This is a genomic window from Stenotrophomonas sp. Steno-Z2 (assembly GCF_056393235.1).
In genome coordinates, this window is the sequence record NZ_JBWJOY010000001.1 from 930,396 (window position 1) to 953,788 (window position 23,393).

Here is a 23,393-nt window from a genome sequence, read left to right on the forward strand (position 1 = left end):
CGGCCCGCGCTCCATTCGCCGCTTTAAGTCCTCGCTGAAAATACCCGCACGATATGTTTCTTCCCGGCACGGCGGAGGAAACTGCAATCAAGGAATCGAGTGCACCCCATGTCAGGAAGCCACAGCCCCTCTCCCTTCGACATCGCCCGCCGCGACGGCGCCGCCGGCCCGCTCAGCGGCGTGCGCGTGCTCGACCTGAGCGCCTACATCGCCGGCCCCTACGGCTGCACGCTGCTGGCCGACCAGGGCGCGGAGGTGATCAAGGTGGAGCCGCCGGCCGGCGACAACCTGCGCAAGTACCCGTCCACGCTGGAAGCGGAAAGCCGCGCCTTCCTCGGTGTCAACCGTTCCAAGCGCGGCGTGGTGCTGGACCTGAAGCAGCCGGACCAGCGCGCGGTGCTGATGCGGCTGGTGCGCGAGGCCGACGTGCTGGTGCACAACTTCCGCCCCGGCGTGCCGGCGCGGCTGGGCATCGATTTCGACAGCCTGCAGCGGCTCAATCCGCGGCTGGTGTACTGCGCGGTCACCGGTTACGGCGAGACCGGCCCGCTGCGCGACAAGGCCGGCTACGACCAGGTGCTGCAGACCATGACCGGCATGTGCGCGATGCAGGGCAAGCCCGGCGGCGCGCCGGAGATCCTCTACGGCTCGGTGGTGGACTACTACGCCGCCGCGCTGGTGGCCGCGGGCGTGTCCTCGGCGCTGTACGAGCGCGAGCGCAGCGGCGAAGGCCAGTACGTGGGCGTGTCGCTGCTGCGCAGCGCGCTGACCATGCAGTCTGCGCGCATGATCTGGGCCGAGGGCGAGCCGGAAGCGGTGGGCCGCGACATGCGCTCGGGCGGCGTCACCGGCATCCACCCCACCGCCGACGGCTGGCTCTACATTTCGGCCAATACGCCGCATTTCTGGCAGGCGCTGTGCGAGAAGACCGGGCTGCCGGAACTGGCCACCGACCCGCGCTACGACACCGTGCGCAAGCGCGCCGCGCATTCGGACGAACTGCTGGCGCGGCTGCACGCCGCGCTGGCCGCGCGCGGCGCGCTGGAGTGGGAAGCGCTGTTCGGCGAGGACGTGCCGTGCGCGGCCGCGCGCAAGGTCGAGGACATGTTCGAGCACCCGCAGGTGCGGGCCGGCGACATGATCGCCTCGCTGCCGCATCCGGTGCTGGGCAGCTACCGCGGCATCACCCGCCCCATCGTGTTCGGCCGCACCCCCGGCCCGCAGCCGTTCGCCGCGCCGGTGTTCGACCAGGACACCGCCACGGTCCTGGCCCGCGTCGCCGACGACGGCGCCACGCCCTGATCCGGAGCGTGCCATGACCCCTTCAAAACTCGCCCGGCTGCGTGACCTGTCCGTCGTCGTCGCCGACACCGGCGATTACGAGGCCATCAAGCGCCTGCGCCCCGTCGACTGCACCACCAACCCGACGCTGGTGAAGAAGGCGCTCGACCTGCCGGTCTACGCCGGGCTGATCGAGCGCGAGCTGGCATGGGGCCGCGCCCAGCCCGGCGACCGCAACGAGGTCGCCAAGGCCGTGGTCGATCGCCTGACCATCGGCGTGGGCACGATGCTGGCCGAACGGGTGCCGGGCCGCGTCTCCACCGAGGTCGATGCCGACCAGGCGCATGACACGGAAGCGACCATCGCCAAGGCGCGCCAGTTCATCGCCATGTATGAAGCGGCCGGCGTGCCGCGCGACAAGGTGCTGATCAAGATCGCCGCGACCTGGGCCGGCGTGGAAGCCACGCGCGTGCTGCAGGCCGAGGGCATCGACTGCAACCTGACCCTGATCTTCAACCCGACCCAGGCGCTGGCCTGCTCGGAAGCCGGCGCGTTCCTGATCTCGCCCTTCGTCGGCCGCATCCTGGACTGGTACGTGGCCAACGGCCAGGCGCCGGCCACCATCGACGAGGACCCGGGCGTGAAGTTCGTGCGCGGCGTGTACGCCGAGTTCAAGCGCCGCGGTTCGGCCACGGTGGTGATGGGCGCCTCGTTCCGCTCGACCGCGCAGATCGAGGCGCTGGCCGGCTGCGACCGCCTGACCATCTCGCCGGACCTGCTGGAGAAGCTCGACGCCGACATGGGCGAGCTGCCACGCAAGCTCTCCCCGCAGCCGGCCGAAGCGGTGGACATCGCGGCGATCGATGAAGCCAAGTTCGACGCCGACATGGCCGCCGACCCGATGGCGACGGAGAAGCTCGCCACCGGCATCGACGCCTTCGCCAGGGACCTGCAGGCGCTGCGCCAGCGCATCGCCGACGAACTGGCCCGCCGGATGCCCGCAGGCACCCCGGCCGCTGCCCACGGCGGCCGCTGATTCCCCCAGGTTCCGTTACCGGTTGCTCTCTCCCCCTTCCGGTATCGCAGCGACCGCGCCCCATGGCCCGGTCGCTTTTTTTTGCCGCGCCGTTATGCGGAGTTCCGCATCGGTCGCCCGCGTTTCGTGCTATCGGCGCGCACCCCGCCCTCAGGACCATGGCAGAGGCGCCATTGCGTCCTTTGCCGCCGTGGCATGCACGACGCGTGCGCGGCCGACACACTTCTCGGGGAGGGGATATGAGGGTTTCACGGAAACGCAGCATCATCGCCAGCGCCATCGCCGCCGCGCTGCTGCCGGCGCCGGCCATGGCGCAGGAGACGAAGGACGCGGACACCACCACGTCGCTGGACAAGGTGGAAGTCACCGGCTCGCGCATCAAGCGCACCGAGATCGAGGGCATCGACCCGGTGCAGGTGGTCACGGCGCAGGATCTCGAGCACCAGGGCTTCGCCAACGTCTACGACGCGCTGTCGAACCTGTCGGTGAACACCGGCATCTTCGTCGGCGAGGAAAGCACCAACAACTTCAACGCCAATGCGCAGGCGCTGAACCTGCGCGGCTTCGGCCCCGGCTACACGCTGGTGCTGCTCAACGGCCGCCGCATCCCGGTGCTACCCAAGCCGTCGGGTGGGGTGAGCGGCAACGTCACCAACCTGGCGATGATCCCGACCTCGGCGGTGGACCGCGTCGAGATCCTGACCAGCGGCGCGTCGGCCATCTACGGTTCGGATGCCGTGGCCGGCGTGGTCAACGTCATCCTCAAGGACCGGATCGAGGGCACCACCGTGTCCTGGCGCCACGGCGACACCGTGCATGGCGGCGGCCGCTCCGAGCGCGCCACGCTCACCACCGGCTTCGAGTTCGGCGACACGCGCATCAGCGCCGGGCTGGAATGGGACAAGCGCTGGCCGATCCGCGGCGACCAGCGCAGCTGGTTCGCCTCGCCCAACCGCTCGCCCGACCCCGCGTACCGCGAACCGACCCAGGTGATGTCGTTCTGGGACCGCGACACCGGCTGGGACCTGCTGGACATCGGCAACCGCTGCGGCGCGCTGGGCTACGAGGCGGTGCGCCCGGGCTGGGCCGGCGACGGCAGCGAGAAGTACTGCGGCGACAACGATTTCGACAGCTACACCGTGCGCAACGGCCGCAAGCGCCTGTTTGGCTTCCTCAACCTCAGCCACCGCCTCGGCGACCACGAGCTGTATGCCACCGCGCTGTCCACCCGTTCGCGCGCCGACGCCGGCCTGTACCGCTACGGCTTCGCGGTGGATTACGAAGTGGTCGAGGACATGCAGGCGCCGGTGCCCGACGCCACGGCGTGGCGGCACATTTACCGTACCTTCCGCAATTCCGAGTTCACCGGCAGCAACCAGTCGTTCAAGGAAGACAACGACGTGGTGATCGCCGGCATCCGCGGCACCGTGGGTTCGCTGGACTACAGCCTTAACTACAACTACGGCCGCTACCGCTACCGCGACAGCGTGGACCGCTTCAACGACCAGGCCATGCTCTCGCTGCTGTTCGGGCAGCAGGGCCGCGACTGGTCGTTCCCGTGGGCGGGCAGTCGCTGGGTGCGGGTCGGCAAGGACCGGCTCGACGGCAACCTGCTGCCCAACGGCGAGCTGGATTTCTTCGGCACGCTCACCCCGGACCAGTTCCGCGACGCGATGTACACCTCGGTCGGCGACGGCCGCTCCACCTCGCAGGCCTTCACCGCCGACCTGTCCGGCACGCTGTTCGAACTGCCGGCCGGGCCGCTGGCCTTCGCCGCGGTGGCCGAGGCCAACCGCGACAGCTACCGCTTCATCACCGACCAGCCCACCGTCGATGGCGAGATCTACGGCTGGAGCGGCATCCGCGGCCAGGGCAAGCGCAACCACTACGCGCTGGGCACCGAGTTCTCGGTGCCGCTGCTGGCCGCCGGCTCCGGCTTCGGCCAGTGGGACGCCAAGCTGGCCGCGCGCTACGACTACTACGACGACGCCTCCGACGTCGGTGGCGCCTTCACCTGGCAGGCGGGCCTGAGCTGGCGGCCGTCGGACTGGCTGCTGCTGCGCGCCTCCCGCGCCACCTCGTTCCGCGCCCCGGACATGCACGTGATGTTCGCCGAGCGCAGTTCGTCCTATACCAGCGGCGTGGACTACCTGGCCTGCGTGCAAGGCGAAGGCCTGGCGCGCGGTGCGAGCTGGCAGGGCTGCGGCGAGAAGTATGGCACCGGCTCGATCCGCCAGTACTCCGAAGGCGACCCGGCGCTGCGCGAGGAGAAGGGCTCCAGCGACACCATCGGCCTGGTCGCCCAGCTCGGCGCCAACCACTCCTTCAGCCTGGACTGGTACAGCGTCGAACTGAACGACCAGGTCGGCGTCATCGGCGCCGACGCGGTGCTGCGCTACGCCGCCGAATGCACGCTGGGCTACGACATCCAGGGCCGCGACGTGGACCGCAGCTCGCCCAAGTGCCAGACCATGCTGGCGCGCGTGCAGCGCGGCGGCCGCGGCGACGGCGTGCAGTCGGTCATCACCAGCCCGTTCAACACCGGCATGTACCGCCAGGACGGCGTGGACATGACCTGGAACTCGAGCCTGCCGACCGAGCGCTGGGGCCGCTTCTCGGCGCGCGTCGGCTATACCCACATCCTCAAGACGCTCAGCCGCTACCTGCCGGAGGACGAGGTCGAGAACATCCGCGACCGGCAGTGGAACAACGAGTTCCGCACCCGCTCCAACATGACCCTGGGCTGGGACTACAGGCGCGTGTCCAGCTACGTGCACATCAACCGGCTCGGCTCCTCGCCGGTGCGCTGGGCCGACGGCTACGAGCGCTTCAAGCCATGGACCACGGTGAACCTGTCGCTGGGCTACCGCGCCACCGACGCGCTCTCCTTCAACCTGGCCGTGGTCAACGTGCTGGACAAGAAGCCCTGGCGCCACGCCTCGGAGAAGTGGTGGCCGTACGCGGACATCAGCAAGTACAACCCGGCCGGCGCCGAGTACTTCGTGACGGTCGAATACCGGCTCTGAGCATCGCCCGGGCATCGCAGCCACCGTGACCCGGTCACGGTGGCTGTTTTCTTTCAGGGGGGACCCTGCGCCGGGACGCGGGATCGGATCGTGTTTCCGCCGCGGTACCGGGCGGCAGGGCATGGCGCGGCAACGTGGCGGCCCCTCACCCCAACCCCTCTCCCGGCGGGAGAGGGGCTTCGGGCTGTCGCGCGTTCCCGGGGCAGCGGGACCGGGTCGGGGTGACTCCACCGCGCCGCTCAGTCGCGGGCGTTCCAGTCCGGCGTCGGCCGCTTCAGCAGGTGGCGCACGAAGAAATCGAACTTGCGGCGCTGGATGTAGTCGATCGGCTCCTGCGAGCGGCCCACGCCGTGGCCGGTGCCGGGCACGGTGAGCAGGTCGAAGTCCTTGCCGGCGCGGATCAGCGCGTCGGCCACCTGGTAGGTCGAGGCCGGGTCCACGTTCTCGTCCTGCTCGCCGACGATCAGCAGCAGCCGGCCGCGCAGCCGGTGCGCGTTGTCCACGCCGGAGGCGCGCGCGTAGCTGTCGTCCACCGGCCAGCCCATCCACTGCTCGTTCCAGCTGAGCTTGTCCATGCGGTTGTCGTAGCAGCCGTTGTAGGCCACCGCCACGGTGTAGAACTCCGGGTGGAACTCCAGCGCGTTGAGCGCGTTCTGGCCACCGGCCGAGGCGCCGTAGATGCCCACGCCGCCGCTGATGTCGTAGGAGGGATCGCGCGCGGCCATCGCCCGGTGCCAGGCGATGCGGTCGGCGAAGCCGGCGTCGCCCAGGTTCTTCCAGGCCACGTCGTGGAAGGCCTTGGAGCGGTTCATCGTGCCCATGCCGTCGATCTGCACGACGATGAAGCCCAGGTCGGCCAGCGCCTGCGCGCCGATCAGGCGCTCGTTGCTGGACTGGTTGTCGAACGGCCAGAACTTCTTCTGCACGTGCGAATCGTGCGGACCGGCGTAGATGCTCTCGATCACCGGGTAGCGGCGCGACGGGTCGTAGTGCGTAGGCCGCACGATCAGGCCCCAGATCGGGGTGCTGCCGTCGCGGCCGGGCGCGGTGAAGGTTTCCGGCGGTCGGTAGCCGGCGGCGAACAACGCGCCGGCATCGCCGCGCTCGAGCGTGTCCAGCAGGCGGCCGTCGCGCGCGTCGCGCAGCTCGGTGACGTTGGGCTGGTCCAGCCGCGAATACGTATCGACGTAGTGGTTCATGTCCGGCGACAGGCTCAGCTCGTGCCAGCCCTCGCCCGGGGTCATGTGGCGCAGGTTGCCGCCATCGAAATCCACGCGGTAGAAATGCTGCAGGTAGGGGTCGCCCGGCTCGCGGCCGTTGGCGGCGAACCAGATCTGGCCGCGCTGCTCGTCCACCTTGACGATCTGCCGCACCACCCACGGCCCGCGGGTGAGCTGGCGCAGGCGGCCGCTGCGGCCATCGACCATGTACAGGTGGTTCCAGCCATCGCGCTCGGACATCCACACGATGCGCTCGCCGCGCCCGCCCACGTCGTGGAAGTCGGCACGGTGCCACCAGCTGTTGACGAAGGTGTCGCTGCGTTCCTCCACCACGCTGCGCGCGGCGCCGGTATGCGCGTCCACCTCGATCAGGCGCACGCGCTGGAAGCCGCGCTCGGTGTAGCGGAACGCCAGGGTGCGGCCATCGGCACGGAACTGTGGCGCGCTGATCTCGTAGGGGTTGGGGAAAAGCGTGGTCGGCACGTCGATGCGGCGGCCGCTGGCGACCTCGAAGATCACCGGACGGTCGATGTCGACCGCGTCGCCGGGCTTGGGATACAGCTGGGTACGCACGCGCGGCTGCACCTGGTCGCGCGGCGAAGTCTCCACCCGCGTCACCCGGCGCGCGTCGCCGGGCCTTACCCGCAGCACCATGAAGCGGCTGGAGTCGGGCGACCAGGTGATGCTTTCCGGGTCGTAGAAGTCGGTGTCGGTGCCATCGCGCGCCAGCACTTCATGGGTGCCGTCGGCCAGCGTGCGCAGCAGCACGCTGCCGTCGCGCACGAAGGCCTCCATGCGTCCGTCCGGCGAGCGCCGCGGCGTGTCGTCGGCCGCCACCGAAAGATCGCGCACCACGCCCCAGCCGCGCGGCCGCGGCGACGGGCCGGCGGCGTTCCAGCGCGCGCAGCGGTACTCGCCGCCCAGTTCGCAGCGCACCCAGCCGTCGTCCACCCAGGCGCGCAGCGCCGCACCGTCCTTGTCCAGCTCGTAGTCGGCGAACGGCAGGCGCCGGCCGTCCAGCGCGCGGCCGAGCAGCGGCGACAGCGCCGTGGCCAGCCGCGCCTGGTCGAACGCGGCCTCGGCCTGCGCCTGCCCCAGCCGGCGCACCACGAACTCGAAACCGCCCGGCGCGGTGCGCCGGTAGCGGTAGCGCTGGCCGTCGATCCAGGTGGCCGGGCCGGCCAGGCCGGTGGTCAGGTACATCCACTGCTCGCGCAGCTGCAGCGAGCGGCGCCAGGCGGCCTCGTCGGGCTCATCAGGCGCATTGGCGGTGGAGGATCGGGCCAATGCCGGCATGGCGGCACAGCACAGCGCCAGCAGGCAGGCGAAGGCGTGGCGGCGAAGGTCTGCGGAATGGAGCATGCGTGGTTTCCTCTGGTGTCCCGCGCTGTCCTTCTCCCTTCGGGAGAAGGTGCCCGGAGGGCGGATGAGGGCAAGGCGCCGCGATATCAGCACGCAGGCGCTTCGCCCTGCCCCACGCCAGCGCCGTGCGCGCGCAACCGCACGCCCGGGGGAGAGGGGCTCTCCCTGGCGTCAATCGGCGAACGGCTGGTCGATGGCCACCGACGGCGGCGTGAACCACTGCGCGCCGTCGGCGGTGACATGGAAGTGGTCTTCCAGGCGCACGCCGAACCGGCCCGGCACCACGATCATCGGTTCGTTGCTGCAGCACATGCCCGGCGCCAGCGGCAGGCGGTTGCCGCGCACCAGGTACGGCGCCTCGTGGATCGCCAGCCCGCAGCCGTGGCCGGTGCGGTGCGGCAGGCCGGGCAGGCGGTAGTCCGGCCCCAGCCCGGCCGCTTCCAGCACGTCGCGCGCGGCCTGGTCCACCGCCTCGCAGCTCACGCCGGGGCGGACCGCGTCGAACGCGGCCTGCTGCGCGGCGCGTTCCAGCTCCCAGATGCGCCGCTGTTCGGCATCGGCCTCGCCGAAGATCCAGGTGCGGGTGACGTCGGAGTTGTAGCCCTGCACGCTGCAGCCGGTGTCGATCAGCACCAGTTCGCCGCGGCGCAGGTGCTGCACGCCGGGAATGCCGTGCGGGAAAGCGGTGGCGTGGCCGAACTGCACGATGCAGAAGGTCGAGCCGCCATCGGCGCCGAGCGCGCGGTGTGCCTCGTCGATGAAGCGCACCAGTTCGTCGGTGCCGATGCCCTCGCGGGCGATGCCGGCGGCCAGCCGCTGCACCTGCAGGGTCATGTCGCAGGCCTGCTGCATCAGCGCCAGTTCGGCCGGCGACTTGCACATGCGGCAGCCGTCGATGATCGCCGCGGCCGAGGTGATCGCCGCCGCGCCCAGGTGCGCGGCCAGGCCCACCTGCACGCGGTACGGCGCTTCCGGGTCCAGCGCCAGCGTGCGCGCGCCGCGTTCGGCCATGGCCTGGGCCACCAAAGCATGCGGGTCCTCGTGTTCTTCCCACAGGCGCTTGCCGGCGGGGATGCGCAGCACCGCGTCCAGCGAGCCTTCCTCGAACGCCGGGCAGACCAGCAGCGGCTCGCCTTCCAGGGTGAGCAGCATCGCCACCAGCCGCTCGCTGCCGCCCCACGGCACGCCGGCGAACCAGCGCAGCGAGGTGCCGGCGGTGACCAGCAGCGCGTCCACGCCCTGCGCGCGCATCAGCCCGCGCGCGCGTTCCAGCCGCTGCGCGTGTTCGGCGTCGCTGATGGGCGCGGCGCGGTGCGGCCACGGCGCCAGCTGCGCGCGCGCCTGTTCCAGGGTGAGGTGTCCGATCTGTGCATTCATGGCGTGGCTCCGATATCCGCGGTGGTGCAGTGCTGGTCGATCCAGCGCGGCAGGCCGCCCGGATTGCGGTCGCGCAGTTCCGGCGGCAGCAGCGCATCGGGCACATTGTCGTATGCCTGCAGCGCGGTGAAACGCAGGATCGACGCGGGCAGGCCGACCGCGGTGAAACCGGGCTGGGTCGATGCCGGGAACGGGCCGCCGTGCTGCTGCGCCGGGCTGACCAGCACGCCGGTGGGCATGCGGTCGGCGATCAGCCGGCCCACGCGCGGCCGCAGCGTGGCGGCCAGCGCCGCCCACGCGGCATCGTCGCGGCCATCGGCGGCGCGGTACAGGGCGGCGGTGAGCTGGCCTTCCAGGGTCGCGGCGATGGCCTGCATCTGCGCGCCATCGGCTACGCGCACCAGCAGGCTGCACGGCCCGAAGGCCTCGGCCTGGAAGCGCGGCGGATCGGCGAGGAACTGCTCCGCCCGCACCGTCAACAGCGTTGGCGCATGGCGGAAGCCGGTATCGCCCGCCTCGCCGCCGCACAGCAGCCGCGCGCCCGCATCGCGCAGCGCGGCGATCGCATGCCGCAGCGAGGCCAGCACGCCGCGCGACAGCAGCAGCAGCGGCGCGGTGGCGGCGAAACGCGCCTGCGCCGCGGCGACGAAGGCATCGCCGGCCTCGCCCTCCGGCACGATCACCAGCCCGGGGTTGGTGCAGAACTGGCCGCTGCCGAGCAGGCACGAGCCGCTGAATTCCTCGGCCAGGGCCGGCCCGCGCTCGGCCAGCGCGCCGGGCAGCAGGAACACCGGGTTGAGGCTGGACAGTTCGCCGAAGAAGGGAATGCCGGCGCCATCGGCGGCCTGCTTCAGCGCCAGCCCGGCGGCGCGGCTGCCGGTGAAGGCGACCGCGCCCAGCCGCGCATCGCCGGCCAGGGCCAGGCCCAGCGCCGGTTCGACGTCGTACAGCAGCTGCACCGTGGCCGGCGGCAGGCCTGCGGCGTCGGCGGCGCGCTGCGCATGGCCGGCCAGGCGCTGGCTGGTGGCCGGATGCGCCGGATGGGCCTTGGCGATCACCGGGTTGCGCGCGGCGATGGCCGCGGCGAAGTCGCCGCCGGACACGGCGTTGAAGGCGAACGGGAAGTTGTTCGGCCCGAACACCAGCACCGGCCTGCCCAGCGGCGCGTGCTGCGAGCGCAGGCCGGCGGCGGTGTCGATCACCGGCCGCGTCCAGCTGCGCCCGCGCGCGGCGGCGGCGGCCTGGCGCAGCTGGCTGCAGGTGCGCGGCAGTTCGTTGCCGCGCAGCCGTGGCGCGGCCGGCAGCGCGGTTTCCGCCTGCGCCAGCTGCACCAGCGTGTCGGCGTCGGCTTCCAGCGCATCGGCGTAGGCCTCGAGGAAGACGGCGATGCGTTCCGGGTCGGTGGCGGCCAGCAACGGCGCGGCGGCGCTGGCCGCGGCCAGCGCCTGTTCCACGTCGGCCGCGCCGCTGCGCGGGAACGCCGGGCCGATGGCCTGCCCGCTGGCCGGGTCGAACGCACGGAAGCTGCCGGTGCACTCCTGCGCGGGCTGCCAGCGGCCGGCGACGAGCACGGGCGCGAGCGTATCCACCTCAGCGCTTCCGGGTGGCGATGGCGTGGTCGATCAGCGCCAGCGCCTGTTCGCGCTCGGCGCCCTCCAGCGCCAGCCGCGGCCCGCGCACGCGTTCGCTGCCCAGGCCGACGCGCTCCTGCATCAGCTTGATCAGCTGCACGAACTTGGGGACCGTGTCCATGCGCAGCAGCGGCAGCGACCATTCGTACAGCTCGCGCGCCGCCGCGTAGCCGCCGCTGCGCGCCTGCTCGAACAGCTGCACCGCCTCTTCCGGAAAGGCGTTGACGGTGCCGGCGATCCAGCCTTCGGCGCCCATTGCGATGCCTTCCACGATCAGGTCGTCGACGCCGACCAGCAGCACCAGGCGGTCACCGATCAGCTCGCGGATCGCGGCCAGGCGGCGCACGTCGCCGGAGGATTCCTTGACCGCCTGCACGTGCGGGAACTCGGCGGCGAACTGCGCGATCTGCGCCGGGCTGAAGTCGGTGCGGTAGGCGATGGGGTTGTTGTAGAGCAGCGCCGGCAGGTCGGTGGCGGCGAGGATGGCGCGGATGTAGGCGCCCATCTCGTGCGCGTCGCTGGAATACACGTAGGGCGGCAGCACCATCACCCCGCCGGCGCCGGCGGCCTTGACCGCCTGCGCCAGGGCCACGCCCTCGGCGGTGGACAGCGCGGCGATGCCCGCCACCACCGGCACACGCCCTTCCACGGCCGCGACCAGGGTGCGCACGATGGCGATCTTCTCCTCGAAGCCGAGCGTGGCGCTCTCGCCCAGCGAGCCCAGCGGCACGATGCCGCTGCAGCCGGCGGCGAGCATGCGCCTGGCATGTTCGACCAGGAAGGCGTGGTCGACCTCGCCGCTGGCGGTGAAGGGCGTGGTGATGGCCGGCAGCACGCCGCGCCAGAAACCTGCATTGCTCATCTGTCGTTACCTTGTTCGGGTTCGTCGGAAGGACCATCGGCCAGTGCGGCCAGCGCGACCGGAGTCAGCGGCGGCCGTACGGCGGTGGGGGAGAGGGACGGCGAGGCCAGCCGCAGTTCGCGCAGCGCGGCGCCGCAGACACGGCCCTGGCAGGCGCCCATGCCGCAGCGCGTGACCAGCCGCAGCTGGCGCGGGTCGGCGTGCGCATGCACCGCGGACATCGGCACGTCCTCGCAGCGGCAGACCAGGGTGTCGGCGGTCGCCAGCGCATGGACATCGGCACCGGGCGCGAAGTGCGCGTGCAGCAGGGCCGCGTAGGCGCGCTCGCGCTCGCGGCGCGCGCGCAGCGCTTCGCCGCCGCGCTCGTCGCCGAGCGCGAAGCAGGCGGCCATCGCGCCTTCGATGCGCGCGCAGTCGCGCCCGCCGATGCCCAGCGCCTCGCCGGCGGCGTGGATGTCGGCCTGGCTGCTGCGCAGGCGCGCATCCACGCGCACCACCGGGTGCACGGCCGTGGTGTCCAGCGCGCAGCACAGCAGGCGCGCCAGCTCGACGTTGGGCACCAGCCCCCAGCCGACCGCCAGCTGGTCGCATTCGATCCATTCGCGGCCGTGGCCGCGGTCCACTTCGACCGCGCGTAGCGTCTCGTCGCCCTGCGCGGCAAGCACCACGCTGCCGGCATGCCACGGCACGCCGGCCAGGCGCGCGCGCAGTTCCAGCGCCTGCGCCAGCCGCGCCGGCCAGCGCCACAGCCGGCGCGCGAAGGCGTGCAGTGTGCTCCTGCGCGCCTGTTCGTGGATGCCGAGTACACGCGCGCCGTGGCGGCGCAGCGTCGCCGCCGCCGCCAGCAGCAGCGGGCCGCTGCCGGCCACGACCACGCGTTTGCCGACCAGCGGCCAGCCCTGCTTGGCCAGCGCCTGCAGCCCGCCGGCGCCGGTCACGCCGGGCAGGGTCCAGCCGGGAAACGGCAGCATCAGTTCGCGCGCGCCGGTGGCGATCACCAGTTTGCGCCAGTGCAGCGCCACCGCGCCGTCGGCATGGTCGGCGACCACGGTGTGGTCGTCGGCCAGGACCACTTCATGACCGGGCAGCCATTCGATGCCGGCCGCGCCGAGTGCGTCGATCTGCGTGCGCGCCGCCGCAGGCACGCCGAAGCGCAGGTCGTGCCGCCAGACCTGGCCGCCGGCGCGCGGCTGCGCATCCACCAGCCCGACCTTGGCCCCGCGCCGGGCCGCGGCATGCGCGGCGGCCAGGCCGGCCGGCCCCGCCCCCACCACCAGCAGCTCGAACCGCCGCTGCTTCATGGCTGCGTCTCCACGCGCATGCCGGCGCGCGCCAGCAGCATGCAGGCGCGCAGGCCGGCCACGCCGTCGATGCGGACCCGGCATTCGAAACATACGCCCATGCCGCACAGCGGAGCACGTGGCTGGCCGCTGGCCGAACGCCGGAACACCGGCCCGCGATGCGCGACCGCGGCCGCCACGCTGGCGCCGTCGGGCACTTCGACCGGCACGCCATCGACGCTCAGCACGAGGGTGTTCATGCGCCGCCCCGCATCGCGCGGTCCGGCAGGTAGGGCGCCAGCGCCAGGGCCGGCGCGCGTCCGAGCAGGGCGTCGACCACCAGCCGCGCGCTGCCCGGCGCCGCGGTGATGCCCAGGCCCTCGTGGCCGGCGGCCACCCACACGTCGCGGCGGCCCGGCACCGGGCCGAGGTACGGCAGGCCGTCGGCGGTGGCCGGGCGGAAGCCGCACCAGCTGCGCAGCGCGCGCACCTCGCGCAGCGCCGGCACGAAGGCGATGGCCCGCTGCAGCATGCGCCGCAGCAGCGGCAGCGAGATGTCCGTGCCGGTGGCGTCGTATTCGCGCGAGGAACCGATCAGCAGCTGGCCGTTGGGCCGCGGCTGCACGTTGAACGACACGCTGGCCGCGTCGGCGCCATGCGCGGCGGCGGCGTAGCCCATTTCGATCAGCTGGTGGCGCAGCAGCGGCGGATGGCGTTCGGTGATCACCAGCTGGCCCTTGCGCGCGCGCATCGGCAGTTCCGGCAGCAGTTCCGGCACGGCCACGCCGGTGGCCACCAGCACCGGCCCGTGCAGCACGCGGCCATCGGCCAGGCGCACGCCGCCATCGACCAGGCATTCGGCGCGCGCGCCGGCGAACAGCTGCGCGCCGCCCGCGCGCGCCGCTTCGATCAGGCGCCAGGCCACGCGCGGCGGATACACCACCGCGTCGTCGGCCACGCGCATGCCGCCTTTCATGCCGGCCGCGAGTGCGGGTTCCAGCGCCTGCACGCCGCGCGCATCCACCGCCTCGGCACGCACGCCCAACGCCGCCAGCGCTTCCACGCGCGTGGCGACGTCGTCCATTTCCGCCTCCTCGCGCGCCACCCACAGCGTGCCGCAGCGCCGGTGCTCGCTCTCCGGCCATGCGGCCCAGCGCCGCCACAACTGCAGCGAATACACGCACAGCGCCAGTTCGTGCGGGTCGCCATCCATCGCCACCAGGTGGCCCATCGCCGCGGCGCTGGCGCCGCCGCCGATGGCGCCGCTCTCGACCACCGCCACCCGCAGCCCGGCGGCGGCCGCGGCTTCGGCGCAGGCGGCGCCGACGATGCCGGCGCCGATGACGATCAGGTCGTGGCGGCTGTGTGCGCTCACGACGCCTGGCTGCCGATGCCCCAGGCGAACGGATCGGCCTCGTCGATCAGCAGGGTCGCGCGCGCGGTGATCCAGGCTTGGCCAACGATGCGCGGCAGGATGCCGCGCGCGCCCCGCCGGTACGAAGCCTCGAACGCGCTGCCGAGGATGCCCTGCTGCACCCAGCGCGCGCCCTCGGCCAGCTTGCCGTCGGCGGCCAGGCAGGCCAGCTTGGCGCTGGTGCCGGTGCCGCAGGGCGAACGGTCGTAGGCCAGGCCCGGGCACAGCACGAAGTTGCGCGCGGTGCCGCTGCCGTCGGGCGCGGCCGCGTTGACCTCGACATGGTCGATGGCGCCGTCGGCGCCGGTGATGCCGTCGCGCTCCAGCGCCAGGCGGATCGCTTCGGTGTAGGCGGTCAGCTCGCGCTGGTTGGCCAGGGCCAGCGCGCACGGCGCCTGTTCGGTGATGAAGAACCAGTTGCCGCCCCAGGCCACGTCGCCGCGCACCACGCCGTGGCCGGGCACGTCCACCGCGACATCGTGCAGATGGCGCCAGCTCTCGACGTTGTCCACCGCCACCCGGCCGTCGTCGAACAGCTCCACGCCGACCATGCCCACCGGCGTCTCGATGCGGTGCCGGCCCGGCTGGAGCCGGCCCAGCTCGGCCAGCGTGCGCACCACGCCGATGGTGCCGTGGCCGCACATGCCCAGGCAGCCGACGTTGTTGAAGAAGATCACCCCGGCGCACGCCGACGGATCTTCCGGCGGCAGCAGCAGCGCGCCCACCATCGTGTCCGAACCACGCGGCTCGCAGGCCAGCGCCGCGCGCCAGTGGTCGAAATCGCGCACCAGGCGCTCGCGCCGCTGCTGCAGGCTGCCGCCGCCAAGGTCGGGAAAGCCGCCGAGCACGACCCGGGTGGGTTCGCCGGCGGTATGCGAATCGATGATGTCCAAACGGTGCATGCGGACATGCTCCCATCGCCGCCGCGCGGCCGAATAGCAGCGCATTCGGCGCCCTCGTGCGGAATTCGGCACAACCCCGCAAACCCCGCGCCACGGCGCGGACGCATGCGCTAGCATCGGCCGCACGCCACGCCGACGACCGCCAACGCGAAGACGACGCCCATGGACGCACAGCATTCCTCAAGCGAAGTACAGCACCTGTTCGATGCGCTGCCGGATACCGTGTTCTTCGTGAAGGACCGCGAGGGGCGCTATACGCACTGCAACCTCACCCTGGTGCAGCGGCTGGGGCGCAGGAAGCGCGGCGACGTCATCGGCCGCTCGCCGCTGGAAGTGTTTCCGCCGCCGCTGGGCAACCGCTACCTGCTGCAGGACCGGCAGGTACTGGCCGGCGACCCCATCGCCGACCGCCTGGAAGTGCACCTGTACCCGAACCGCCGCCCCGGCTGGTGCCTGACGGTCAAGCGGCCGCTGTTCCGCGACGGCGCGATCTGCGGGCTGATGGGCGTCTCGCGCGACCTGGGTCGGCCCAACAGCCGCCACTCGGCCTTCGCCCAGCTCGACCGGGTGGTGGCGCACATGCAGGAACATTTCGAATCCAACCTGCGCGCGCCGCAGCTGGCCGAACTGGCCGGCATGTCGCTGGCGCAGCTGGAACGGCATTTCCGCCACGTGTTCCAGCTCACCCCGCAGCAGTACCTGATCAAGCTGCGCATCGAGATGGCCATGCGCCTGCTGCGCGAGCCCGGCAGCATCGCCGGCATCGGCCAGCGCTGCGGCTTCAGCGACCAGAGCGCGTTCGCGCGCCAGTTCAAGGCCACCGTCGGCATGACCCCCAGCGAGTACCGCAACCTGGACGAGGTATTCGACGGCGGCGAGACGGCCGACGCGGCCGAGCCGCTGCGCCGGCCCGGCTGACGCCGGAAAACGGGAATTCTGCTCAGGGCACGAACAGGAAGTAGTCGTGCGCGGCGCGCGCCAGCTGGGCGATGGCGGCGTCGCGCGCATCGGTGGACGCGCGCGAACGGATGAACACCGCGGTCACGACATGGCCGCGCCCGTTCGGCAGTTCGATCACGCCGACGTCGTTGATCACGTCGCCGACCGTGCCGGTCTTGTGCGCCACCGGCGTGCCGCTGGGCAGCATGCCGCGCAGGCGCGCGCTGCCGGTGCGGGTGTCGAGCATGATCTGCTGCAGCACGCGGGTCGATTCCGGCGACAGGATTTCGCCCTTCCAGGTGCGCTGCAGCAGCTGCGCCATGGCGCGGGCGCTGCTGGTGTCGCGCGGGTCGGCGTTCCAGGCGTCCATGTTGGCGCGCCGCTGCGCCTCGCTGCGTTCGCCGCGCGACAGCGCGCCATAGGCGGCCGGGCCCAGCGGCTGCGCATGCGAGGCGGCGTCGCCGTAGTAGTTGGCCAGCAACTCCCAGATGTAGCGGTCCACGCGCAGGCCATCGACGCCCAGCGCGCGCATGCGCTGCTGCACCGCCTCGGGGCCGCCGCCGGTGCGGATCAGGATGTCGGTGGCGTTGTTGTCGCTGACCGTGATCATCATGTGCAGCAGATCGCGGAGGGTGATGGCCGAACCGGCGCTCAGGTGCGTGTCCATCGGGCCGCCCATGTCCGGGTAGATGTCGTCCGGGCCCAGCAGCACCTGCTGCTGCAGGCCCAGCCTGCCCTCGTCCACCAGCTTGAGGATGTGCACCGCCACCGGCACCTTCATGGTGCTGGCCATCGGCAGCGGCCGGTCGGCGTTGACGTAGACCGCGCGGCCGCTTTCCAGGTGCACCAGCGCCGCGCCGACGTCGCCCGGCAGCTGCGCGGCCAGGCGCTCGGCCTCGGCCTGCAGCGCACTCACCTGCGCGGGCGCCGGCGCCGGCCGCGCCTGGGCCAGCAGCGGCGTGGCGCACAGGCTGCCCAGCAGCAGGGCCGAGGCCAGCACGGAAGCGCGCAGGCGCGGACGCGGGGAACGAGGGACGCGGACGGTCATGGAAGATCCTCTGGCAACGGAACGGATGCGGAACGCGAACGGCATGGTAACGGCAGCGGCGATCGGCGCGGCACCCCTGGAAACGACGAAGGCCGCCCGTCGCCGGGCGGCCTTCGCGTTCTTCCTTTCAGTTCGCGATCAGTGCCCGCTGGCCCTGCTCGCGCCGATGCCGGTTTCGGCACGCACCTGCTGCGCCGGGTAGGCGGCACGTTCGGCCCTGGCGCGCACGCTGTTGTCCAGCACCGAGAACAGCCAGATGCCGACGAAGGCGATGGTCATCGAGAACAGCGCCGGGCTGGTGTACGGGAACGGCGCGCTGCCGGCCGGGTTGCCCAGCGTGTCCACCCATACCGACGGCGACAGCAGGGTCAGCACCAGCGACGAGGCCAGGCCGAGGAAGCCGCCGATCACCGCGCCGCGGGTGGTGCAGTTCTTCCACAGCAGCGACAGGATCAGCACCGGGAAGTTGGCCGAGGCGGCGATGGCGAAGGCCAGCGACACCATGAAGGCCACGTTCTGCTTCTCGAAGGTGATGCCCAGCAGCACCGCGACCACGCCCAGCACCAGGGTGGTGGCGCGCGACACGCGCAGCTCCGAGCCCGGCGGCGGGTTGCCCTGCTTGATCACCGTGGCGTACAGGTCGTGCGACACCGCCGAGGCGCCGGACAGGGTCAGGCCGGCGACCACCGCCAGGATGGTGGCGAAGGCCACCGCCGAGATGAAGCCCATGAAGATGTTGCCGCCCACCGCCTTGCCGACCAGCACCGCGGCCATGTTCGGCCCGCCCTGGATGGTGCCGGTGACCGGGTCGGCGTACTCCGGATTGGTCAGCACCAGGGCGATGGCGCCGAAGCCGATGATGAAGATCAGGATGTAGAAGTAGCCGATCCAGGTGGTGGCCCAGAACACCGACTTGCGCGCCTGCTTGGCGTCGGGGACGGTGAAGAAGCGCATCAGGATGTGCGGCAGGCCGGCGGTGCCGAACATCAGCGCCATGCCGAAGGAGATCGCCGAGATCGGGTCCTTGACGAAACCGCCTGGCCCCATGATCGACAGGCCCGCGGCCGCCGCCTCGCCGGCGCCCTTGCCGCCGTTGGCCGCGATCTGGGTCTTGACCTGCACCGCGGTGGAGAACAGCTTCTCGAAGCTGAAGCCGAACTTCCACATCACCATCAGCGCCATGAAGGTCACGCCGAACAGCAGCAGGCAGGCCTTGATGATCTGCACCCAGGTGGTGGCGGTCATGCCGCCGAACAGCACGTAGACCATCATCAGCACGCCGACCAGCACCACCGCGATCCAGTAGTCCAGGCCGAACAGCAGCTTGATCAGCGCGCCGGCGCCGACCATCTGCGCGATCAGGTAGAACAGCACCACCACCAGCGTGCCGGAGGCGGCGAACAGGCGGATCGGCTTCTGCGCGAAGCGGTAGCCGGCCACGTCGGCGAAGGTGAAGCGGCCGAGGTTGCGCAGGCGCTCGGCCATCAGGAAGGTCAGGATCGGCCAGCCGACCAGGAAGCCGATGGCGTAGATCAGGCCGTCGTAGCCGTTGGCCATCACCGCCGCGGTGATGCCCAGGAACGAGGCCGCCGACATGTAGTCGCCGGCGATCGCCAGGCCGTTCTGGAAGCCGGTGATGCCGCCGCCAGCGGTGTAGAAGTCCGACGCCGAGCGGGTGCGCGCGGCGGCCCACTTGGTGATGCCCAGGGTGGCGAGCACGAACGCGGCGAACATGATGATCGCCGTCCAGTTGGTGGGCTGGCGCACGGTCTGGCCGATGTCGCCGCCGGCGGCCAGGGCCGCGCCGCTGGCGGCCAGCAGGGCGAGGAGCGCGGCCGGGCGCAGGAACGGTCGGGTCATTGCGCGTCCTCCACGATCTGGTGGGTGAGCTGGTCGAATTCCTTGTTGGCGCGGCGCACGTAGATGCCGGTGATGGCGATGGTGAACACCATCAGGCCCAGCGCGATCGGGATGCCGATGGTGGTGATGCGGCCTTCGGCGACGGGCTGGGCCAGGAACGCCTTGTCGAAGGCGATCAAGCCGATGTAGCCGTAGTAGCCCAGCAGCATCAGCACGGTCAGGAACCAGCCCAGGCGGTTGCGCATGCGCCGCAGCCGCTGGTACGCCGGGTGGGAGGCGATCCGCTCAACACGGGGATCGACGGAAGCATTCATCGGGATTCTCCAGATTCGGGAATACGGACGCAGGCGTGCGGTGCGCGCCGGCGCGGGCATGAGTGCTCCCCGTGGGGGCAGGGAGATGCTGCGTACTGCCTTTGCCGCGATGGCGCCGGCGCCGTCGTGGCGCCGGTGCCGGGACCTCAGAAGCTGTACTTGGTGGTGAACTGCACGCGGCTGATGTCGCCCTTGCGGCCGTCCTCGATCTCGCGCACGCCGTACATCAGCTCGGCGCCGATATCGACCTTGGGCATCGGCGTGTAGAACACGTTGCCGCGGATCGACTGCACGCTCCTGGTCACCAGCGGGCCGGTGACCGAGGCGTCGTTGTCGTAGTCGCTGCGCGCGTAGATCAGGTTGGTGCGCAGCTTCGGGCTGAAGGCATGGCGCCAGCCGACGTAGCCGGCGATCACGCCGGTCGGGTCGAGCTCGTGGCGCACCGCGTCCCAGGCGCTGTCGCCGGTGATGCCCAGGCCGATGTAGCGGGCGATGCCCCGGCCGCCGGTGAGCTGGTAGTGCAGCGTGTCGCTGCCGCCCATCACCCACTTGCCGCCCAGGGTCAGGCCGCCGCCAGTGGCGGTGTCGCGCGCGCCGACGGTGGCCTGGTCGTCCACTCTCAGCTGGCGCAGCAGGCCGGCCACGCCGAAGGTGCCCCAGTCGCCCTTCCAGCCGTAGCGCACGGTCAGGTCGGGCAGCGAGCCGCGGTCGGAACTGGGCTTGCCGATCAGCGTGGTTTCCGGGTTTTCCAGCGAGGCGCTGAAACCACCCTTGGTGTAGCGCACCTGCGCCTGGCGCACGAAGATCACGCCGTCGGTCGGGCCGACGAAGTCCACCGCCTCGGGGATGGAGGCCGCGTCCATGAAGTTGGACCAGGTCTGGCCGGCCAGCCAGTTGTTCCAGTACATGTAGGCGTGGCGCAGGGTGACGCCGTAGGTGTTGGTCGCGGTCTGGTTGCCCAGCGCGTTGCCGAAGAAGTCCATCTCCACCATCGCGCCGGCCTTGTCGCCGTTCTCGGCCACGTGGTCCACGCCCAGGTTGAAGCGCGAGAACTTGGCGTGCGCGTTGTAGTCCACGCTCGAGGCCCTGCCCGAGCCGCCGGCGCCGTGCACCGGGGTCTGCCCGGGCAGGTACAGCGCGCGGCCGGTGGCGTCGTCGGCGAGCTGGCCGTCGCCGGTGCGGGTGGCCAGGAAGTCGGCCTTGATGAAGCCGCCGAACTTGAAGGTGGTGCCCGGCGTGGCGCCCGGGGTGATGCTGGTCACCTGGATCGGCTGCTTGCCGGCCGGCACCGCCGGCGTGGCCGGCGCGGCGGCGGCTGCCGCCTGTGCGGCGCGCACCTGCTGCACCTCGCCCTGCGCCTGCGCGATGGCGCCCTGCTGTTGCTGCTGGGTGGACAGCAGCAGCTGCACCTGCCGCTCCAGTTCGGCGACGCGGGCTTCCAGCGCCTTTTCCTTCGCGGTGCCGGCCAGCGCCATGCCCGGCGCCAGCAGCGCCACGAACAGCGCGGCGGCAAGAGGCCGGCGCGCCATCGCCCGCGTGGCGGGGAACGCACTGCCCGCTCGTTTCAACACGTGTCTGTTCATCAGGTCTGCCTCTCTCCGGCTGGCGTTGACGGCCGCGTCGGTCGCACGGTCAGCGGCAGGGTGCGCGGCCTTCGCCGCGGGCGGCTATTCGCCATTAGTCGAAAGCGGGCGGGTATTCGACCATCGTCTAAGCCCGGGGGGCAGCGCGCGGCTGGTGCGATGCGGCACACTTGGGGCGTCCCGGCCGCGTCGCAGGACGCGGCCCCTCCATTGGTTGCAAGTGCAAAGGTGAGGGTGTTGCCATGGCTGATCTCTATCCCGTCGATCCCGCGTTCGCCGCCCGGGCGCGGATCGACAAGACCACGTACCAGCAGCAGTACCGCGAATCGGTGGACAACCCCGACGCGTTCTGGGGCAAGGCCGCCGAGCGCCTGGACTGGTTCACCAAACCGACCCGTATCAAGAACGTCAGCTACCAGCTGGACGATTTCCGCATCAAGTGGTTCGAGGACGGCGAGCTCAACGTCAGCGTGAACTGCCTGGACCGCCAGCTGGCCACGCGCGGCGACAAGACCGCGCTGCTGTTCGAGCCGGACAGCCCCGACGCGCCGGCGCAGAAGGTCAGCTACCGGCAGCTGCACGAGCGCGTGTGCAAGCTCGGCAACGCGCTGCGCAACCTCGGCGTGAAGAAGGGCGACCGTGTCACCATCTACCTGCCGATGATCGTCGATGCCGCGGTGGCGATGCTGGCCTGCGCGCGCATCGGAGCGATCCACTCGGTGGTGTTCGGCGGTTTCGCCGCCAACTCCATCGCCGACCGCGTCGGCGACTGCGGCAGCAAGCTGATCATCACCGCCGACGAGGGCCTGCGCGGCGGCAAGAAGGTGCCGCTGAAGGCCAACGTCGACGCCGCGCTGAAGCTGCCCGGCACCAACACCGTGGAAACCGTGCTGGTGGTGCGCCATACCGGCGCGGCGGTGGACATGCAGGCGCCGCGCGACCGCTGGTTCCACGACGTGGTGGACCCGCAGCCGACGCAGTGCGAACCGGAGCGCATGAACGCCGAGGACCCGCTGTTCATCCTCTACACCTCCGGTTCCACCGGCAAGCCGAAGGGCGTGCTGCACACCAGCGCCGGCTACCTGCTGTTCGCCGCCTATACCCACGAGGCGGTGTTCGACCTGCGCGAGGACGACATCTACTGGTGCACCGCCGACGTGGGCTGGGTCACCGGCCACAGCTACATCGTCTACGGCCCGCTGGCCAACGGCGCCACCTCGGTGATGTTCGAGGGCGTGCCGAACTACCCGAACACCTCGCGCTTCTGGGAGGTGATCGACAAGCACCAGGTCACCATCTTCTACACCGCGCCCACCGCGATCCGCGCGCTGATGCGCGAGGGCGAGGAACCGGTCAAGCGCACCTCGCGCAGCAGCCTGCGCCTGCTCGGCAGCGTCGGCGAGCCGATCAACCCGGAAGCCTGGCGCTGGTATTACGAGGTGGTCGGCGATGCGCGCTGCCCGATCGTGGACACCTGGTGGCAGACCGAGACCGGCGGCATCCTGATCTCGCCGCTGCCCGGCGCGATGGACCTCAAGCCCGGCTCGGCCACCCTGCCCTTCTTCGGCGTGCAGCCGGCGCTGGTCAACGCCGACGGCGAGATCCAGGAAGGCGCCACCGAGGGCAACCTGATCATCCGCGACTCGTGGCCGGGCCAGATGCGCACCGTCTACGGCGACCACCAGCGGTTCATCGACACCTATTTCCGCACCTACCCGGGCAGCTACTTCACCGGCGACGGCTGCCGCCGCGACGAGGACGGCTATTACTGGATCACCGGCCGCGTCGACGACGTGATCAACGTCTCCGGCCACCGCATCGGCACCGCCGAGGTGGAAAGCGCGCTGGTCAGCCACCCCAAGGTGGCCGAGGCCGCGGTGGTGGGCTTCCCGCACGACATCAAGGGCCAGGGCATCTACGCCTATGTCACCCTGGTGGCCGGCGAAGCGCAGACCGACGAGCTGCTCAGGGAGCTGGTGGCCTGGGTGCGCAAGGAGATCGGCCCGATCGCCGCGCCGGACCACCTGCAGTGGGCGCCGGGCCTGCCCAAGACCCGCTCGGGCAAGATCATGCGCCGCATCCTGCGCAAGATCGCCGAGAACGCGCCGGACCAGCTCGGCGACACCTCGACCCTGGCCGATCCGTCGGTGGTGGCGTCGCTGGTGGAAGAGCGCAAGGTGCGCTGAAGCCACGACGATGATGCCGCACTGCTTTTCCTTCTCCCTTCGGGAGAAGGTGCCCCGAAGGGGCGGATGAGG

General features: G+C 71.4%; 17 protein-coding genes. 5 read left to right on the plus strand and 12 right to left on the minus strand.

Annotated features, from left to right (window positions below; genetic code table 11):
• Positions 1–108 precede the first annotated feature (108 nt).
• From AC06FP_RS04170 to AC06FP_RS04180, 3 genes are all read left to right on the plus strand, one after another.
• Positions 109–1,302: a CaiB/BaiF CoA transferase family protein gene (locus AC06FP_RS04170; RefSeq protein ID WP_478074600.1), complete on the plus strand. Its 1,194-nt coding sequence runs from the start codon at positions 109–111 to the stop codon at positions 1,300–1,302.
• Between the two features lie 13 nt (positions 1,303–1,315).
• Positions 1,316–2,317 carry a transaldolase gene (locus AC06FP_RS04175; protein WP_478074601.1) on the plus strand — a complete coding sequence of 334 codons (1,002 nt, stop codon included), beginning with the start codon at positions 1,316–1,318 and terminating at the stop codon, positions 2,315–2,317.
• Between the two features lie 239 nt (positions 2,318–2,556).
• Positions 2,557–5,343 carry a TonB-dependent receptor domain-containing protein gene (locus tag AC06FP_RS04180; protein ID WP_478074602.1) on the plus strand — a complete coding sequence of 929 codons (2,787 nt, stop codon included), beginning with the start codon at positions 2,557–2,559 and terminating at the stop codon, positions 5,341–5,343.
• 239 nt (positions 5,344–5,582) lie between these two features.
• Here AC06FP_RS04180 and AC06FP_RS04185 read toward each other — a convergent pair whose 3' ends face one another.
• From AC06FP_RS04185 to AC06FP_RS04220, 8 genes are all read right to left on the minus strand, one after another.
• Positions 5,583–7,925, minus strand: a complete 2,343-nt coding sequence (locus AC06FP_RS04185; protein WP_478074603.1) for a S9 family peptidase — start codon at positions 7,923–7,925, stop codon at positions 5,583–5,585.
• A 171-nt stretch (positions 7,926–8,096) separates the two neighbouring features.
• On the minus strand, positions 8,097–9,302 hold the full coding sequence (locus AC06FP_RS04190) for a M24 family metallopeptidase (RefSeq protein WP_478074604.1): 1,206 nt from the start codon (positions 9,300–9,302) through the stop codon (positions 8,097–8,099).
• Complete coding sequence (locus AC06FP_RS04195; RefSeq protein WP_478074605.1) at positions 9,299–10,891, minus strand: aldehyde dehydrogenase family protein; 1,593 nt, start codon at positions 10,889–10,891, stop codon at positions 9,299–9,301. The genes AC06FP_RS04190 and AC06FP_RS04195 overlap by 4 nt, the downstream gene beginning before the upstream one ends.
• A gap of 1 nt (position 10,892) precedes the next feature.
• Positions 10,893–11,795: a dihydrodipicolinate synthase family protein gene (locus AC06FP_RS04200; protein ID WP_478074606.1), complete on the minus strand. Its 903-nt coding sequence runs from the start codon at positions 11,793–11,795 to the stop codon at positions 10,893–10,895.
• A complete protein-coding gene (locus AC06FP_RS04205) occupies positions 11,792–13,096 on the minus strand; it encodes an FAD-dependent oxidoreductase (protein ID WP_478074607.1) in 1,305 nt (434 codons plus the stop codon). Before AC06FP_RS04205 ends, AC06FP_RS04200 begins: the two co-directional genes overlap by 4 nt.
• A complete protein-coding gene (locus AC06FP_RS04210) occupies positions 13,093–13,335 on the minus strand; it encodes a (2Fe-2S)-binding protein (protein WP_478074608.1) in 243 nt (80 codons plus the stop codon). Before AC06FP_RS04210 ends, AC06FP_RS04205 begins: the two co-directional genes overlap by 4 nt.
• The gene (locus tag AC06FP_RS04215) at positions 13,332–14,450 is read right to left on the minus strand and encodes an NAD(P)/FAD-dependent oxidoreductase (RefSeq protein ID WP_478074609.1); all 1,119 of its coding nucleotides are present in this window, start codon (positions 14,448–14,450) and stop codon (positions 13,332–13,334) included. Before AC06FP_RS04215 ends, AC06FP_RS04210 begins: the two co-directional genes overlap by 4 nt.
• Positions 14,447–15,391, minus strand: a complete 945-nt coding sequence (locus AC06FP_RS04220) for a proline racemase family protein (RefSeq protein ID WP_478074610.1) — start codon at positions 15,389–15,391, stop codon at positions 14,447–14,449. Before AC06FP_RS04220 ends, AC06FP_RS04215 begins: the two co-directional genes overlap by 4 nt.
• Positions 15,392–15,553: 162 nt before the next feature.
• On the opposite strand from AC06FP_RS04220, the gene AC06FP_RS04225 reads away from it, so the two are divergent.
• Positions 15,554–16,309 (plus strand): PAS domain-containing protein, encoded by a 756-nt coding sequence (locus AC06FP_RS04225; RefSeq protein ID WP_478074611.1) that lies wholly within the window; start codon positions 15,554–15,556, stop codon positions 16,307–16,309.
• Positions 16,310–16,331: 22 nt separating this feature from the next.
• Here the strand turns inward: AC06FP_RS04225 and bla are convergent, their stop codons facing one another.
• From bla to AC06FP_RS04245, 4 genes are all read right to left on the minus strand, one after another.
• Positions 16,332–17,378, minus strand: a complete 1,047-nt coding sequence (gene bla / locus AC06FP_RS04230; RefSeq protein ID WP_478074612.1) for a class A beta-lactamase — start codon at positions 17,376–17,378, stop codon at positions 16,332–16,334.
• A gap of 138 nt (positions 17,379–17,516) precedes the next feature.
• On the minus strand, positions 17,517–19,238 hold the full coding sequence (locus AC06FP_RS04235; RefSeq protein WP_478074613.1) for a cation acetate symporter: 1,722 nt from the start codon (positions 19,236–19,238) through the stop codon (positions 17,517–17,519).
• Entirely contained in the window at positions 19,235–19,552 is a 318-nt protein-coding gene (locus AC06FP_RS04240; RefSeq protein ID WP_433852986.1) for a DUF485 domain-containing protein, read from the minus strand. Before AC06FP_RS04240 ends, AC06FP_RS04235 begins: the two co-directional genes overlap by 4 nt.
• 146 nt (positions 19,553–19,698) lie before the next feature.
• Entirely contained in the window at positions 19,699–21,135 is a 1,437-nt protein-coding gene (locus tag AC06FP_RS04245) for a DcaP family trimeric outer membrane transporter (RefSeq protein WP_478074614.1), read from the minus strand.
• A 242-nt stretch (positions 21,136–21,377) separates the two neighbouring features.
• Between AC06FP_RS04245 and acs the strand changes: the two genes are divergently transcribed.
• Positions 21,378–23,321 (plus strand): acetate--CoA ligase, encoded by a 1,944-nt coding sequence (gene acs, locus AC06FP_RS04250; protein ID WP_456117520.1) that lies wholly within the window; start codon positions 21,378–21,380, stop codon positions 23,319–23,321.
• Positions 23,322–23,393 lie beyond the last annotated feature (72 nt).